Consider the following 14,686-nt stretch of genomic DNA (forward strand, 5'->3'; position numbering starts at 1 on the left):
TCTCATTTTCCCACGCTTTTCTTAGTTACATACGACTTGCTTGCCCGACGTCTGAAGGACTTTCATGGAACCGTACAAATTCACGATATGTTCGAATTCCGAAGGACTATAGAAGGAGCATACACCATTCGTAAATTCTTTGGCCACTTCTACAGCATATCTGGCCGCTAGCGCGATATCCACTTCATGACTTGCCCCCGTGCCACAGCCCGGAACCGTAGATTGCGCTGTAATGGCAACCCCAACGACCGGCGCATCGGTCTCCACACAAGGTTGAAGAATGCTGTTGATATGGTATAGATCGTTACCGTATGGTGTGATGTCTTGCATCGTGATCGGGAATGTCACAGGAAGTTGACCTGTCGTCATTTCCATGACCCGGAGTAAATCATCACTCACACGAAGGATATAACCCTCTTTTACCGTTGGCGAGATCGCAATTCCCTTATGATTAATGACACGATTGCCTTTCGTTGTATCAATGGAGAGAATCGCTTCCATCTCTTCAAGCACTTCGTAATCATTCATCGTCGCGATATCGACAGGCGAGTCCATAAAATCGACTGGCTCATGCGGCAAAGTCGGAGCATCTGGACAGACATGCGTGGTGATATAGACATCCCCTTTCAGGCGATCGCCTTTCGCGCTCATATCCGCTAGTTTCAATGCCGCGGACAGTGCAGCAATTGCACCGTCGCCGTCAGACACAAGACCAATCCGTTGCGGTCTCGCGCCTAACCCTCCTAGTCGACCTACAATGCCGAACGTTGGAGCCGTTCCTCCATGGGATTTCCCTTCGGTCCCGGGAATAAAAATTTTGATGAAATCGGTAAAGCCTTTCTCCCCGTGAACACGTGTTACATGCACTTCGGTAAGTGGGAACGGCTTGAACATTTCCGCGACCGCTTCTCCCGACGTATATGCGTTATCAACGGCTTCGTATATTTGCAAAGTTTGTAATAATGCCATATCATTCATCCCTCTCGTGTTGTCTGATCTTTAAACATAGTGACAAGCAACAAAATGCTCATCGGTAGCTTCGCGCCACTCCGGCTTGGTGGACCGGCATAAATCGGTTGCAATCGGACATCGGGAATGGAACGCACAGCCTATCGGCGGATTCTTCGCACTTGGTACTTCGCCGGATAGAACGATACGTTCCTTCTTCGCTTTCGGACTCGTCGCAGGTACCGCAGACATCAATGCTTGCGTGTATGGATGCAGCGGATGATCGAACAGCTCTTTTTTCGGTGCAAGCTCTACCATCCGTCCTAAATACATCACACCCACGCGGGTACATAAGAATTTCACCACAGACAAGTCATGTGATATGAACATATACGTTAATTTCAATTGATCTTGTAAATCTTGCATGAGGTTCAACACCTGAGCCTGGATGGAAACATCCAATGCGGAAACCGGTTCATCGCAGACGATGAATCGCGGATTCAAGGCGAGTGCACGCGCAATCCCGATCCGTTGACGCTGTCCGCCCGAGAATTCATGCGGGTAACGAGTCGCTTGGTACGATGACAATCCCACACGTTCCATCAATTCTTGAAGACGGTGCTTCCGCTCGGAATGTCGCAGATTCAAATGCGTTATAATAGGCTCTTCTAGAATCCGTTCAACGGTCCAACGCGGATCTAACGATGCATATGGATCTTGGAAAATCATACTCATTTGCGTACGTGCTTCCCGAAGTTCATTCGCATTCATCGCCGTTAAATCTTGACCATCGAATAGGACTTGACCTGCAGTGGGTTCGATTAACCGAAGCACGGAACGACCTGTCGTCGATTTCCCGCAGCCGGATTCCCCAACGATCCCGAACGTCTCGCCTTCCATAATATCGAAGGAAATGCCATCCACGGACTTCACATTTCCCACTTGCTTATTCAACCAACCCTTGCGAATCGGATAATATTTTTTCAAATCGCGCACTTCGAGTAACGGCATCATTGTGTGACCTCCTTATCCACCAATAAGCAGCGGCAGCGGTGACCTGAAGCCACGTCGACCAATTCCGGTTGGACTTGATCACAGGCATCCATCCGATATTTGCAGCGCGGCGCAAACCGGCAGCCCTTCGGCATGTCGAGCGGACTCGGCACGATTCCTGGAATGGACTCCAATCGATTCTGGTCTCCTACAAGTTGAGGTAACGAAGCCAGCAGTCCTTGGGTATACGGATGGGTTGGCGACTCGAATAATGTATCAACATCCGCCTCTTCTACCACTTGTCCCGCATACATGACGACAACGCGATGACACATCTCGGCAACGACTCCTAAGTCATGGGTGATTAACACAATTGCCGTCTGTTCTTCTTCCTGCAATTTACGCATCAGGTCCAGAATTTGAGCTTGAATCGTTACATCGAGCGCTGTCGTAGGTTCATCGGCAATGAGTACCTCCGGGTTACAAGACATCGCCATCGCAATCATCACCCGTTGACGCATGCCGCCTGACAATTGGTGGGGATATTCCTTGACAACCAGTTCCGGATTCGGAATCCCTACCTTCCGAAGCATCTCCACCGCGTGACGCATGGCGTCTCTGCGGCGGAGCTTCAGATGTAACGATATCGATTCAGCGAGTTGATCCCCGATCTTAAATACAGGATTCAAGGATGTCATCGGTTCTTGGAAAATCATCGCAATGCGGTTCCCGCGAATCGCTCGCATTTCTTTCTCCGATTTCTCTAGCAAGTTCTGACCGTGGAACCGGATGACTCCCTCTCGCACGCGTCCAATTTTTTTCGGCAAAAGCCCCATAACGGACAGCGATGTTACGCTTTTCCCGCAACCGGATTCACCCACGACACCGAGTGTTTCTCCAGCAGCAACATGGAAAGTAACGCCATCAACCGTCTTGAATGTGCCTCCGTCTGTCCTAAATTCGGTCTCCAGCTTTTCGATCGAGAGTACCGGCTCCATATTACTCACCTCCCAAATAGCTCAGTGCTGTCAATGTATATACTTTGGCAGCATCCACCACATCACGAACGGGTGCTTTCTCATTGAATCCATGAATGGTCGATAATTCCGCAGGACCGTATTGAAGGACCGGAATCCCCGCACGACGGAAATGACGCGCGTCACTCGATGCCCACTGCAATACGCCATATCCTTTTTCTTGTTTCACATCACAAATATGTTGCACAAGCTCTTCCACGATCGGATCGGTTGGAGGCGTCCAGTTCGCGATTCCTTGGAACCCTTCAGGATGCAATTCCTCATGAATGTCTACTTCGGCAAGAATTCGTTTCGCTTCGGCTAATACCTGTGCAGGTTCTACCCCAAAAGGCAAGCGCGTATCGACCGTGATTTCACAACGATCCGGTACGACATTGGTTTTGGTTCCGCCTTCGATGGTCCCGATGTTCACCGATACGCGATCAATAATCGTAGAAAAGTCTGCATTTTCACGTGTAGCAATGTATTCTTTCGTAATCCCGATAATTTCCTTCACTTCGTCCGGCAGTTGAACCGGGAAGTTATGCAATGCTTGCAGCGCCTGAATCGCTGCTGCCGCTTTGACAATGGCATTGTCACCGAGGATGGGAGACAAACTGCCGTGACCTGGCGTACCTGGTACGGTGAAGCGGAACCAGCAGCTCCCCTTTTGCCCAATCGTAGGGTGAAGCGGATGGGACGGCTCGGCAATGACAGCTGCCGTACCATGAATCAGCTTGCGATCGAATACCCAAGGCACGCCTTGGTGTCCGCCCGTCTCTTCATCGGGAACAATCAAGAGCGACAGCTGTCCTTTTAACGGAACATTGAATTCCTTAAGAAGCTTGACGCTGAACAATAATCCGGCCAACCCGCATTTCATATCCGAAGCCCCGAGTCCTAGCACGTAACCGTCACGAATTTCACCGCTGAACGGATCGAAATCCCAACGGGATAAATCGCCTGCAGGTACGACATCGGTATGACCACAGTAGATGAGGTGGCGATCGGATGCCGTTCCGTCTCCAATCGTTGCGATCAAATTGAGCATATGATCCCCAGCATCATGAATTTCGGTCTGAATGCCGGCTTCTGCCAGATAATCAACGATATAACGGCTAATTTCTCTTGAATCCCCGGGAGGATTCTCAGATGGGAATCGGATCAAGTCCGAACAAAGTTTCAGTAAATCCTCTTGTCGTGCTTCAACTTCATCAATCCAACGCTGCTTCCATTCATTCATGGTGATTTCCTCCTCTAGCTAGAACGTTTATTTCGACAATGGGTAGAAACGTAAGCACTCATCCGGGAAGAAGATATATCCCTTCAAGTCTTTGTTAAAGGCAACAATGCGGTTATATTCATACAAATACGCATAAGGCATATCCGTATTAATCATTTCTTGTATTTGGCCATACATTTCGTTGCGTTTCGCGGAATCTGTCTCGACAGCCGCTTTCTTCAATAAATCATCCACTTTCGGATTGTTGTAATTCACATAGTTGGATGAGCTCGCGCTGTTTGCCAAGAAACCTAAGTGATATTCAGGGTCATTCACGAATGAAGTCCATTTGGAGAAATAAGCTTGTACTTTTTTCGTCTGAACTTGTTCCAAGAACTGTGCACGCGCTAACTTCTTAATGTTCATGTTCACGCCAATTTTCTTCAATTCCGCTTGCAAGATCGTTGCGCTGTCTTCCCAGTCTTTAAATCCGGAACCTAAGGTAAAGTCAAAATCAAATCCATTCGGATAACCCGCTTCAGCCAATAGTTCTTTCGCTTTATCTAAATTGTAGGAATACACATAACCTGCATCGGAGAATCCTGGCGTGTTGCTTGCAACAATACTTTTCATTTGTTTCGCTTGGCCAAACATCACATCTTTCAATAAAGCATCCGTTGGCATGGCATAGGACATCGCTTGACGGACTTTCTCATTATCAAAAGGTTTTACAGCCGTGTTCAAGCCCATGTAGAGAATCCGGTTACTTGCATCTGAGCGAACCGTAATGTTCTCATTGGATTTTAACGTCTCAATATCCTTCGGAGGAATTTCCATCGCTAAGTCTAAGTCACCTTTACCTAAGAGCAACGTACGTGTAGAAGCTTCCTTCATGAATTTCAAAGTTACTTTGTCGAGCTTCGCGCGGTCTTGCCAATAAGCATCGTTGGCTTTTAAGATCGCTTCACTGGATGGATCCCATTTCTCCAAGACGAATGGGCCGGAACCTGCAGTTTTGGTTTTGAGGAAATCACCTGCATCGCCTTGAACCGATTTTTGATCAATGACAGAGAAGGAGTACATCGCCAGAATTTGCAGGAAAAGTTGGTTCGGACGCGTTAATTTCACTTCTACCGTACTGTCATCCACTTTACGGAAGGAATCGATGGTGGCTTGTTGGTATAAGAAACCGCCGGAATTCGAGTTCTTGATATGTTCCAGTGAAAATACGACGTCATCGGCAGTCACAGGATTTCCGCTTTGGAATTTCGCATCTTTGCGAAGTTTGAACGTATAGGTCACATTATCGCTTGCCACTTCCCAGGATTCAGCAAGCATCGGCTTGATATCCGTTGTATCCGCAATGTCAGCGCCATTTACTTGCTTCACACCATACGTAACCAATTGGTCATATAGCGCAAGAACTAACGTATCCGATGTCAGGTCATTCGCTTCGGCAGGATCTAAGGTTTGACCCCCTTCTGAATAAGCCACGGTAATGGCTCCCCCAGTAGAAGACGAGGCTGCATCGCTCGATGCATGAACATCGGAATTCGATGCTTGGTTCGCTTTCGGTGCACAACCTGCTAGTAAAGCGATCATGAGCGTAAAAGATAGAACGGTAAACCACATACTTTTTTTCATGAATAAGTCCTCCCTATTGAATCTGAATTGGTTTCTATTTACGGCTCGTTCTTAGACGCGGATCAAGTACGTCCCGCAATCCGTCTCCGAGAAGGTTAAAGCCTAAAATCGTTGTTGCAATGGCTAGTCCCGGGAAGGTAACAATCCACCATTCGCCGGTGATGATATATTCACGCCCGTCGGAGATCATGGCACCCCACTCTGCGAGCGGCGGCTTCACGCCAAGTCCTAGGAAGCTTAAGCTGGCTGCCGTTAGAATCGCAAACCCCATCCCTAACGTGATGCGAACCAATAAAGGTGCCAGTGCATTCGGGAAAATATGGCGCATCAGAATCGTGCGATTACGCACGCCGATGGAAAGACTCGCTTCTACAAATTCGCGTTCCTTCAAATATATCGTCTGACTGTACATTAACCGGGCGAACTCCGGTATCCCGACGATCCCGACGGCAATCATGGCGCTTATTAATCCGGGGCCCATGGCCGCAGCAATCGCCATCGCAAGAATTAAAGAAGGAAATGCAAGGAAAATATCCATAATGCGCATGATTAGATTCCCGAGCCAGCCTCCATAATAAGCGGCAATGCCTCCGAGTGGGACACCAATGAAAAAGGATATCGCAACGGCAATCAAGCCTGTCCAAATCGATATTTGAGAGGCATGCAGCACCCGGCTGAGAATATCACGGCCGAACTGGTCGGTACCGAACCAATGCGCGGCGCTTGGAGATTGCAGCTTGGCATCTAGCTCAGTAGCATCCGGCGCATACGGCGCAATCAATGGAGCAACAACGGCCACGACCGTCCAAGCAATGATCAATACCAGGCCCAGCGTTGCTAGTTTATTGCGTAGAAAAAGCTTCATCACCTGACAGAACTTAAACCATCCTTCGCGGAATGCGGATATGGCCTCAGGGTCTTGGACGACCTCCGTAACAGGTTGTGTGGAATTCATGGTATATGCACCTCCTGAGATGATATGTCGATACGTTCATCAATCATAGCGGATACGCGGATCAATCAATCCATAGATCACATCCACGAGTAAGTTAATGACGCTGTATACGACGGCACTAAGTAATGTAAAAGCCTGAATTGGTGCATAATCCGTTGCAAGAATGGATTCGGTCACATAGCTGCCGACGCCCGGCCATGAGAAGAGGGTCTCCGTAATTACGGCACCGCCTAGTAAATAACCAATCTGTAACCCTACCATTGTAATGGTAGGAATCGACGCATTCGCAAGCGCATGCTTATAAATGACATTGCCTTCGCTTAGCCCTTTGGCTCTCGCGGTACGAATATAATCCTGGCCAATGACCTCGAGCATGCTTGAACGCATCATCCGTGCGATAATGGCCATCGTTCCTGCGCTTAAACAAATGGCTGGCATAATAATATGGGATAACGCTTGTCTGAATGCGACCCAATCTGCTGTCAACAGACTATCTACCAAATACAACCCCGTAATATTAGTAGGTGGGAGAATATCATTCCCGATCCGCCCCATGGGCGCTGGAGCAATCCCTAATTTGGAATAAAAGATTAAGATGAGCAAGAGACCAAGCCAGAATACCGGCATACATGCTCCGATCAGTGAAAAGAACCGAGAAATATGATCCAAAATCGATTCCTTCTTCGTGGCCGCGATAATCCCAACTGGAATCGCTACAAGCAGTGCAATGAGCAGACTAACGATTCCTAATTCAATCGTTGCAGGCAGGCGTACCGCGAAATCTTCAATGACGGTGTGTCCTGTGTGCCAAGCGGTTCCCAAATCGCCTTGAAATAACTGCTTCACATACGTACCGAACTGAACATAAAGTGGATCGTTCAATCCGAGCTCCGTACGAATATTTTCAACGACGGATTGTGGGGCCTGCTCCCCGGCAATCATCAGGGCTGGGTCACCCGGAAGAACACGGGACAAAATGAATGTGATAAGGACGATACCCAATAAACTCGGAATTAAATAGATCATCCGTCGGGTAATGAACTGTAGCATAGTGCACCTCTCCTAACTAAAGCTGTGTCTCGTTATTACGATAAAGTGTGAAGTTATGTCATGACGCTGCTCACCAAATATGAGAGATAATATTAAAACTTTGTCTCAAAAATGGGAGTTGGAAGAGTAACACATTCAGGCTGCGCTCTACCATTTCCTCTGAAAATCGATACTTCGGCCCGGCAACCGTCACCGATCCCATAACACGACCTTGACTGTCTTGAATCGGAATGGCGATACCAATGACATCCTCCGTAAACTCCCCAACGGATATGCACCAACCGTGTTTCCGAATCTGCTCCAGCTGTTCTCGCAGGACATCCGGTTCAACAATGGTCTCCGGTGTTACAGATCGAAGCCCTTCTTCCATGATTTCCTGTTGAACCTCTTCATCCAAAAATGCCATCATCACTTTATGGGAAGCTCCCGCATATAAGGGTCCCCTCGTTCCAACGGGAATGATATGCTTCACTTCTTGCGTACTAAGCATGACGGCAACAACCACACCTACTTTACCTTCGAGCATGGTTAGGTAGACGGACTCGCCAGTTGCATCCATGATTTCTTTCAACAACGGCCTGACGTACTGTTGAATATTGAGCTGTTCTGTTACCACTTTGCTATACTCTAGCAGCCTTAATCCGAGATGATATTTCATGGTTTCCTTGTTCTGCATCAATATGCCATGCTGTTCAAAGGTCGATACGATGCGATGCACAACGGTCGTATTCATGTTCAAGTGCTTCGCGAGTTCTCGTACACCCCATGTCGGCTGTTCAGCGGTAAAACAATCTAGCAGGTCAATCGATTTCGATAATGTTTTTAGTGACACGGGCTCGCTCCTTTCTTCATGGTTGTGGAGTCTAATTTCTGGAAAAGACCCTTCAATTCTAACTGCTTAGAGCGTTTCGATAATCGGAACAGTGTTCCTATCCATAAATTTTTCTCATTATAACGAACCCGAAATAATTGTCAAACACTTTTTATTCATGTTTCTTCCAGGAAAACACCTAATATACTTTGTCCTCGTGTCGTGGACATTTGTGTATTCTGGAAGAACAAAGCTGACATGAAATGTAAATCGATAGATAGACGATGTAGACGCCAAAAAAGCCGGTCACTGTCAGCAACAGTTACCAGCTTTTGTGAATAATACGGGTCTTCCCACTTTACTTATTGATTAACGCAGATTGCATCGCGGCGAACTTACTAGGCATTACACCAACATTTGTTTTGAACGTCCGGCTGAACAGATGAATACTAGAGAACCCCACACCTTCGGCAATCTCCGTCAAATTCTGCTTTCCCTGAATGATTCTCAATTTGGCCTGTTCGATACGAACATGCTTCAAATAATTATGAATGGTGACCCCCAGCTGGGTCTTGAACACGTACGACAAATGATTGGCAGTCACACCAACATGCCTACTGATGGATTCATTGCTTAACAGCGGATCTTGGTAACAATGATGCATGTAATGAATGGCACCTTCAATTAAAGGCCATCCTTTGGTTCTCTTACCTTCCGTATCTTTGGACAGGTTCTGATTCCTAAAGAACAAGAACAACATTTCCAAGCATATTGACTTGTTGATTAATGTCCCACCGAACGTTGGATCTAGCAGTTCTTTTTGCATTTGCATGAATCTTCTCTTCAATTCGATTCTGTCCGGGAGCTGCAAGTGAGATAGCGGATGAATATCAGCAAGCTGCATTTCTCTTGGCACAATATCCTGTATCCCGAGCCTAAGTCCACCCGCTTGATTAGATGAGAGTCTATCCTCGTCATAATACAAGTCAAAATGAAAGATATACTGCACCAAGGGTACAGCCGAGGTGGACCGAATAATATGGGGCATGCATGGATGCATGAGCAGCACATCCCCCTCTTGAACCAGGAACTTTACACCATTCAAGAAAAACTCCGCTTCTCCCTGATCTATATAGGTATATACGTGATCTTGATCCAGCCATTCACCTGCTAGTAAGGAGGATTCCATGACTCTTGCTGCTCGAACATAGGGGGAAATACTGTTCATCCATGACTCATTCACCTCGAATCTTCTCCTTCTTTCGATATTTAATTGATCCTATTTTATATCCTAACCGGAATCTTTAATTGTTCTTCTACAAAATCTCGGCAGATTTCCATGGTATTATACGGGGTATTCGGCGATTCGTCCACTTCGAGTGTCACCCAACCGGAATAATCAATTTCATTCAGCGCTTCAATTGTTCCATGTAGATCAACAGATCCTTTGCCTAGCTCGCAAAAATAAGGAAGATGTATATCATGTGTGGCTGCAGGCTTGGCTGTCAGATCCTTCAAATGAACATAAGCCACCCTGTCTTGATACGTTCGGATCATGGATGCCGGGTCCATACCCGCTCCGAGCAAATGTGCTGAATCCGGTGCAAGACATACAACCTTCGGATCTGTCAGACTCATCAAAATCTCCAATTCGTTTTCGTCTTGCAATTCCGTCCACAAATGCGGATGAACACATGACTTCACCCCTAATGCATAGGTTCTTTTAGCCACTTCATTCATCGTTACTGCGGCAACCTTCAATTCTTCCAATGTGGATGGATAGTTCCGAGTGCCGCCTGGCCCTAGCACAAGAATATCCGCTCCACATTTCGCTATAATTTTAGCTAGACGCACATTGTATTCAATGATACTCGAACGGTTCGCGGGATTGCCGAATCTTTGATGCTGTCCCCCAGCAGTACCTCCATACAACGCAGTCATCTCCAGCCCATACCCAGCTAAGATCTCTTGTAATTGTTCTGGCTTTTCTTCATATTGAAGCGCAAAAGACGCCCACGGCTCAATCCCTTTGTAACCCAGCATGGAGACTTCCTCCAACGCCTTGATATGATCTTGCCCCCAAGTGATGGTGTGCGCAGCGATTCTACCTTTGAACGGTCTCATCCTTAACTCTCCTTCCTATGTGGGATTCGATGTGTTGTGTTCAGATTTCCAGCGATGAGAATACTTTGTCGAAACCTGCTTTGGAACGAGAAAATAATTCATATGAACTTTGCGCGGAAGCTGGCGCTAAAACTTCTTGGGCGATAACGCCGGTATACCCGATCTTTTTCAGGCTTCCCAGGAATCCTGTGAGATCAATAGATCCTTCCCCTGGATACAATCGATCGAAATCTAGCAATTCCTCTATCGGCAGAGGTTTAGCATCATTGATATGGACATACGCGATTTGATGCGGTTGTAATTTCAGCAGATCCACACTCGTTAATCCATTCGTATGCCAATGGTAGGAATCCAGTAACAACCCGATGTTCCTCACTTGTATCGTTTCCATCCAGTTCAATGTATCTTGCATTGTCCAGATCATCGGATTTGCCCATTGTGTACGTAAGTGATGAGGGCCTACGAACTCTAAAGCTAGCGAAATTCCATAAGCGCCTAATATTTCCGCACACAGCCTTAAACGTCTCGTAGCTGCAATCATGAACGGTGCGACCGGAAGATCTGTCGAAGGTAAAATATATGTACAACATGTGGTGCACTTCAATGCAGCAGCGGCCTCAGCCATCTGGCTAAGCGATTTCAGCCCCTCCCTGAAGCTATCCTCTGTCGTGCGCCAATCTACCTCTAAACCAAATGATCCTAGCATGATGCCATGGCTTGCCAGCAATTGGACAGCCCCATCCTTGTCATACTGCTGTACCAACTCCAATGGATTCGCGTCTACGGACTGGAAGCCGAATTGGCTCGCAAGTCTAATGTATTCTTCATTAGAACCGATTTCACCCAAGCCTGCTGTTGTTAATCCTCTTATCATCGTTGCTCTCCCCCTATGACCAATCAAACAGTACGCCATTGTACTGATCTTTGTTGGTTCTTAATCCCTCATATGCTTCGCTAGCCTGCTCCGGCTTGATGACATGGCTAATCAAAGGTTCGATGTGTAACTTCTGTTGCTGCATAAGCTCGAACACAATGCCAGAATTGCGTACCAAGGAATGCTTAACAAACGGATTAGGCTCTGTTGGATAACGCCATTCATGGGCTCCTTTAAATGTAATACATCCCCGGTTATACAGATGGCAGTAATTAAGCACATCCGTAATATCTGTGTTGTATTCCCCACGTGGGCTGCCCAAAAAGATGATTTCCCCCTGTGAACCGATATATTGAAGACTTTCAACCCCAACCTTGGAGACGCCTGTTGCCTCAATATGACAGGAGACACCTTTGCCATTTGTCAACGTCATAATCTGCTCTTTCACCGATCCTTCGCCGCTATCCAAGGTGTAATCCACACCGCATTGACGCACAGTCCGCAGCCGTTCCTTGGACAAATCCATTCCAATCACCGTGGCCCCCTGCAAACGCGCCAATTGAGCAGCAAGATTGCCCACCAATCCAAGACCTGTCACACTTACTTTGTCTCCCAGTTCAATATCCGACACACGTATCGATGTAAAAGCAACCGTAGCCATCCGGGTGAACGGTACCCATTTCAAGTCAAGCGCATCCGGCACTCGAAGAAAAACATCCCTAGCCTCTACAACTTGATATTCACAATGATTTCCGTAATGGAAAATCACATCACCAGCTTGAAAATCCTGTACCCCTTTACCACTTTCTACGATCTGACTGACGCTTGCATAGCCTGGACACAGCGGGAGCTTCGCCCAATCCTCTTTGCCAGATAACATCGCCATTTCCGTGCCCGGACTAATCAGCGAATAAATCAATTTTATGAGTACCTCATGGTCACCTAAAGTCTTAGGTACATACTCTTCTTCAACCGTTTCTACATGGTATGGGCTCATAAACATAATCTTTCTATTTTTCATCGTCATTACACTCCCCAAGATCATCTAGCTTTCTATTTAAATGTATGCGTTTTTACACGTCATGTCTTTGACTGCAAAAATGTTTTTTTGTCTAAAAGTAAGATGGGAGTTGTAGGCTTGTATGGGGATGGATGCGTTGAACTTATTCCAAATTTGCAATGTTATGCATCAGCCCATGTGACAATTTCACACACATTTCTCTGTCCTTCAATACTTCAAAACATTTCAATAATTTCTCCCCGACCCAAACGGTCAATATCCATGACAACTACGCCATCATCCCGTCAATTCTTAATCTTATCGTACGTGGAAATTGCTATGAGAAAAATTGTGGGCTAAAATGTTTTTAGCTGGACGAGGACGGTGAGATGGTTTGGTTGATATAGAAAAGAACTTTAAACATAACGAATATGCGACGCTCGAAGGGATGTGCTTCAAGCTTCGAGAAATTGAGCATATCAGGAACAAAGCAAATGATTGGGAATTAAGACTTCAGTTTATCGAATCCCACATGATTCTTGTTGCAGCAAGCGGTCAAGGCTGGCTAACGATCGATGGGCGATTCACCGAACTTCGACAGGGCAGTGTTTACGTATGCACGCCAGGGCAACTCGTCGAAGCTGGCATGCACAACTTTGATGAACGGGGATTCTATCATATGCGATTCGATGTTCTGGATGATGAGGGGTCTTCCGATCATTTGATGCAGACGATTAAGAGGAACAGCCCTTTCCCGGCAAAAGGGGAGGTTATTGTTAAATCTCCGATCTCTGTCAATGCATTGTGCGATAGCATGTGCCAATGCTTGCAGGACGAGGATCGTCTACAACGTTTTCGTGGTCAAATTCTTTTTCAAGAACTGCTGCTTACCATCCTGCAAGATACTCAACTTGTAAAAGAGGACGATTCTGAAACCGGCTTAGAATACGCTAAAGGCTATATCGAGCAGCATTATCAACATGAATTGACAATCGATCATTTGGCCAAGGTGGCGGGAATCAGTACCCGTCATTTTATGCGATTATTTAAAAAAAGATATGGATATAGCGCGATCGAATATTTGGCAGTTTTCCGAATTGAGAAGGCACAACAGTTGATGAGATCAGGTGGGGAGAATCGCCTTCGGGATATTGCACGACATGTAGGTTACCAGGATGATATTTATTTTCGGCGCAAATTTAAACAGGTGTCAGGAGTGCCTCCAGCGACATTTATGAAGAACAGCAGGAAAAAAATCGTCGCTTATGATTTTCCCAATATTGGACAACTAATTGCGCTTCAAATGAATCCTTGCGCTGCGCCAGCCGATCACCCATGGACCGATTATTACAAACGAAAGTATCAAATGGATTCCATGCTGCCGCTAAGTTCAAATCAATGGATAAAAAGAGAAGAAATTCGACTTGCTGAACCCGATTTCATTATTGGCATTGACATGTTGGTACCACCCGAGGAACAAGACATGCTGAGGAAGATCGCACCTGCATTTTTTGTGCCTTGGGTGAAGAATGATTGGCGTATGCATTTTCGTTTAATTGGGCAATTTCTCGACAAGACAGCAGCAGCGGAGACTTGGCTTGAAAAATATGATCGTAAAGCATTATTTGTAAGAGAGCAGGTGCAACACGTATTCAAGGATGATAGTCTCCTCATTCTAAGAATCTCCGGTGATCGTTACAATGTTGTGGGTAAGAGAAGTCTAGGTACGGTGTTCTATGATGATCTCCATGTTGTGCCCGTGCAAGGCGTCGATCTTTTGGGGCCGGATCAGCCAATCACGCTGGATCAGCTTGCTGATTTTGATCCGGATCGTTTGTTGCTCATTGTAGATGAGGACATGCTATCACAAAGGAGCTGGCGAACACTCATGAACGCTAAGTTATGGAGTGATCTGAAATCCGTCAGTAACAGTCGGGTGGACTTCCTCCCCTCATATCCTTGGGTAGAATATACGGCCTTTACCCATGAGCTTATGCTGGATGAAGTGTTAAAGATTTGGCGGGATCGTGCATAATATAAAGTCGCTAT

Annotated in this window: 13 protein-coding genes; 1 reads left to right on the top strand and 12 read right to left on the bottom strand. The window is 46.5% G+C overall.

What is annotated here, in order from left to right; all coding sequences use genetic code 11:
* Positions 1–21 precede the first annotated feature (21 nt).
* The 12 genes from BVG16_RS23515 to BVG16_RS23570 form a co-directional block, all read right to left on the bottom strand.
* The gene (locus BVG16_RS23515) at positions 22–969 is read right to left on the bottom strand and encodes a DUF1177 domain-containing protein (RefSeq protein ID WP_078501636.1); all 948 of its coding nucleotides are present in this window, start codon (positions 967–969) and stop codon (positions 22–24) included.
* 30 nt (positions 970–999) lie between these two features.
* Positions 1,000–1,962 (bottom strand): ABC transporter ATP-binding protein, encoded by a 963-nt coding sequence (locus BVG16_RS23520; protein ID WP_078501637.1) that lies wholly within the window; start codon positions 1,960–1,962, stop codon positions 1,000–1,002.
* Entirely contained in the window at positions 1,959–2,939 is a 981-nt protein-coding gene (locus BVG16_RS23525) for an ABC transporter ATP-binding protein (protein WP_078501638.1), read from the bottom strand. The genes BVG16_RS23520 and BVG16_RS23525 overlap by 4 nt, the downstream gene beginning before the upstream one ends.
* Position 2,940: 1 nt before the next feature.
* Positions 2,941–4,200, bottom strand: coding sequence for a M20 family metallopeptidase (locus BVG16_RS23530; protein WP_078501639.1), 1,260 nt, complete (start codon positions 4,198–4,200; stop codon positions 2,941–2,943).
* 27 nt (positions 4,201–4,227) lie between these two features.
* Entirely contained in the window at positions 4,228–5,823 is a 1,596-nt protein-coding gene (locus tag BVG16_RS23535; RefSeq protein WP_078501640.1) for an ABC transporter substrate-binding protein, read from the bottom strand.
* A 34-nt stretch (positions 5,824–5,857) separates the two neighbouring features.
* A complete protein-coding gene (locus BVG16_RS23540) occupies positions 5,858–6,688 on the bottom strand; it encodes an ABC transporter permease (protein ID WP_233147155.1) in 831 nt (276 codons plus the stop codon).
* A gap of 129 nt (positions 6,689–6,817) precedes the next feature.
* Positions 6,818–7,828 carry an ABC transporter permease gene (locus BVG16_RS23545; protein ID WP_078501642.1) on the bottom strand — a complete coding sequence of 337 codons (1,011 nt, stop codon included), beginning with the start codon at positions 7,826–7,828 and terminating at the stop codon, positions 6,818–6,820.
* A 70-nt stretch (positions 7,829–7,898) separates the two neighbouring features.
* The gene (locus BVG16_RS23550) at positions 7,899–8,660 is read right to left on the bottom strand and encodes an IclR family transcriptional regulator (protein ID WP_078501643.1); all 762 of its coding nucleotides are present in this window, start codon (positions 8,658–8,660) and stop codon (positions 7,899–7,901) included.
* Between the two features lie 337 nt (positions 8,661–8,997).
* Positions 8,998–9,882, bottom strand: a complete 885-nt coding sequence (locus BVG16_RS23555; RefSeq protein ID WP_078501644.1) for a helix-turn-helix transcriptional regulator — start codon at positions 9,880–9,882, stop codon at positions 8,998–9,000.
* Between the two features lie 41 nt (positions 9,883–9,923).
* Positions 9,924–10,763, bottom strand: coding sequence for a sugar phosphate isomerase/epimerase family protein (locus BVG16_RS23560; RefSeq protein WP_078501645.1), 840 nt, complete (start codon positions 10,761–10,763; stop codon positions 9,924–9,926).
* Between the two features lie 40 nt (positions 10,764–10,803).
* Positions 10,804–11,637: a sugar phosphate isomerase/epimerase family protein gene (locus BVG16_RS23565; RefSeq protein ID WP_078501646.1), complete on the bottom strand. Its 834-nt coding sequence runs from the start codon at positions 11,635–11,637 to the stop codon at positions 10,804–10,806.
* Between the two features lie 13 nt (positions 11,638–11,650).
* Positions 11,651–12,658: a zinc-dependent alcohol dehydrogenase gene (locus BVG16_RS23570; RefSeq protein ID WP_078501647.1), complete on the bottom strand. Its 1,008-nt coding sequence runs from the start codon at positions 12,656–12,658 to the stop codon at positions 11,651–11,653.
* A 373-nt stretch (positions 12,659–13,031) separates the two neighbouring features.
* On the opposite strand from BVG16_RS23570, the gene BVG16_RS23575 reads away from it, so the two are divergent.
* Complete coding sequence (locus tag BVG16_RS23575) at positions 13,032–14,672, top strand: helix-turn-helix domain-containing protein (protein WP_078501648.1); 1,641 nt, start codon at positions 13,032–13,034, stop codon at positions 14,670–14,672.
* Positions 14,673–14,686 lie beyond the last annotated feature (14 nt).

The organism is Paenibacillus selenitireducens (assembly GCF_002021565.1).
In the GTDB taxonomy this organism is placed as follows: Bacteria; Bacillota; Bacilli; order Paenibacillales; family Paenibacillaceae; genus Paenibacillus_K; species Paenibacillus_K selenitireducens.

Coding starts and splice junctions, on each gene's coding strand:
- BVG16_RS23525 (WP_078501638.1), bottom strand. CDS start 2,939: ATGGAGCCGGTACTCTCGATCGAAAAGCTGGAGACCGAATTTAGGACA.
- BVG16_RS23570 (WP_078501647.1), bottom strand. CDS start 12,658: ATGAAAAATAGAAAGATTATGTTTATGAGCCCATACCATGTAGAAACG.
- BVG16_RS23565 (WP_078501646.1), bottom strand. CDS start 11,637: ATGATAAGAGGATTAACAACAGCAGGCTTGGGTGAAATCGGTTCTAAT.
- BVG16_RS23530 (WP_078501639.1), bottom strand. CDS start 4,200: ATGAATGAATGGAAGCAGCGTTGGATTGATGAAGTTGAAGCACGACAA.
- BVG16_RS23540 (WP_233147155.1), bottom strand. CDS start 6,688: ATGAAGCTTTTTCTACGCAATAAACTAGCAACGCTGGGCCTGGTATTG.
- BVG16_RS23515 (WP_078501636.1), bottom strand. CDS start 969: ATGGCATTATTACAAACTTTGCAAATATACGAAGCCGTTGATAACGCA.
- BVG16_RS23520 (WP_078501637.1), bottom strand. CDS start 1,962: ATGATGCCGTTACTCGAAGTGCGCGATTTGAAAAAATATTATCCGATT.
- BVG16_RS23560 (WP_078501645.1), bottom strand. CDS start 10,763: ATGAGACCGTTCAAAGGTAGAATCGCTGCGCACACCATCACTTGGGGG.
- BVG16_RS23535 (WP_078501640.1), bottom strand. CDS start 5,823: ATGAAAAAAAGTATGTGGTTTACCGTTCTATCTTTTACGCTCATGATC.
- BVG16_RS23545 (WP_078501642.1), bottom strand. CDS start 7,828: ATGCTACAGTTCATTACCCGACGGATGATCTATTTAATTCCGAGTTTA.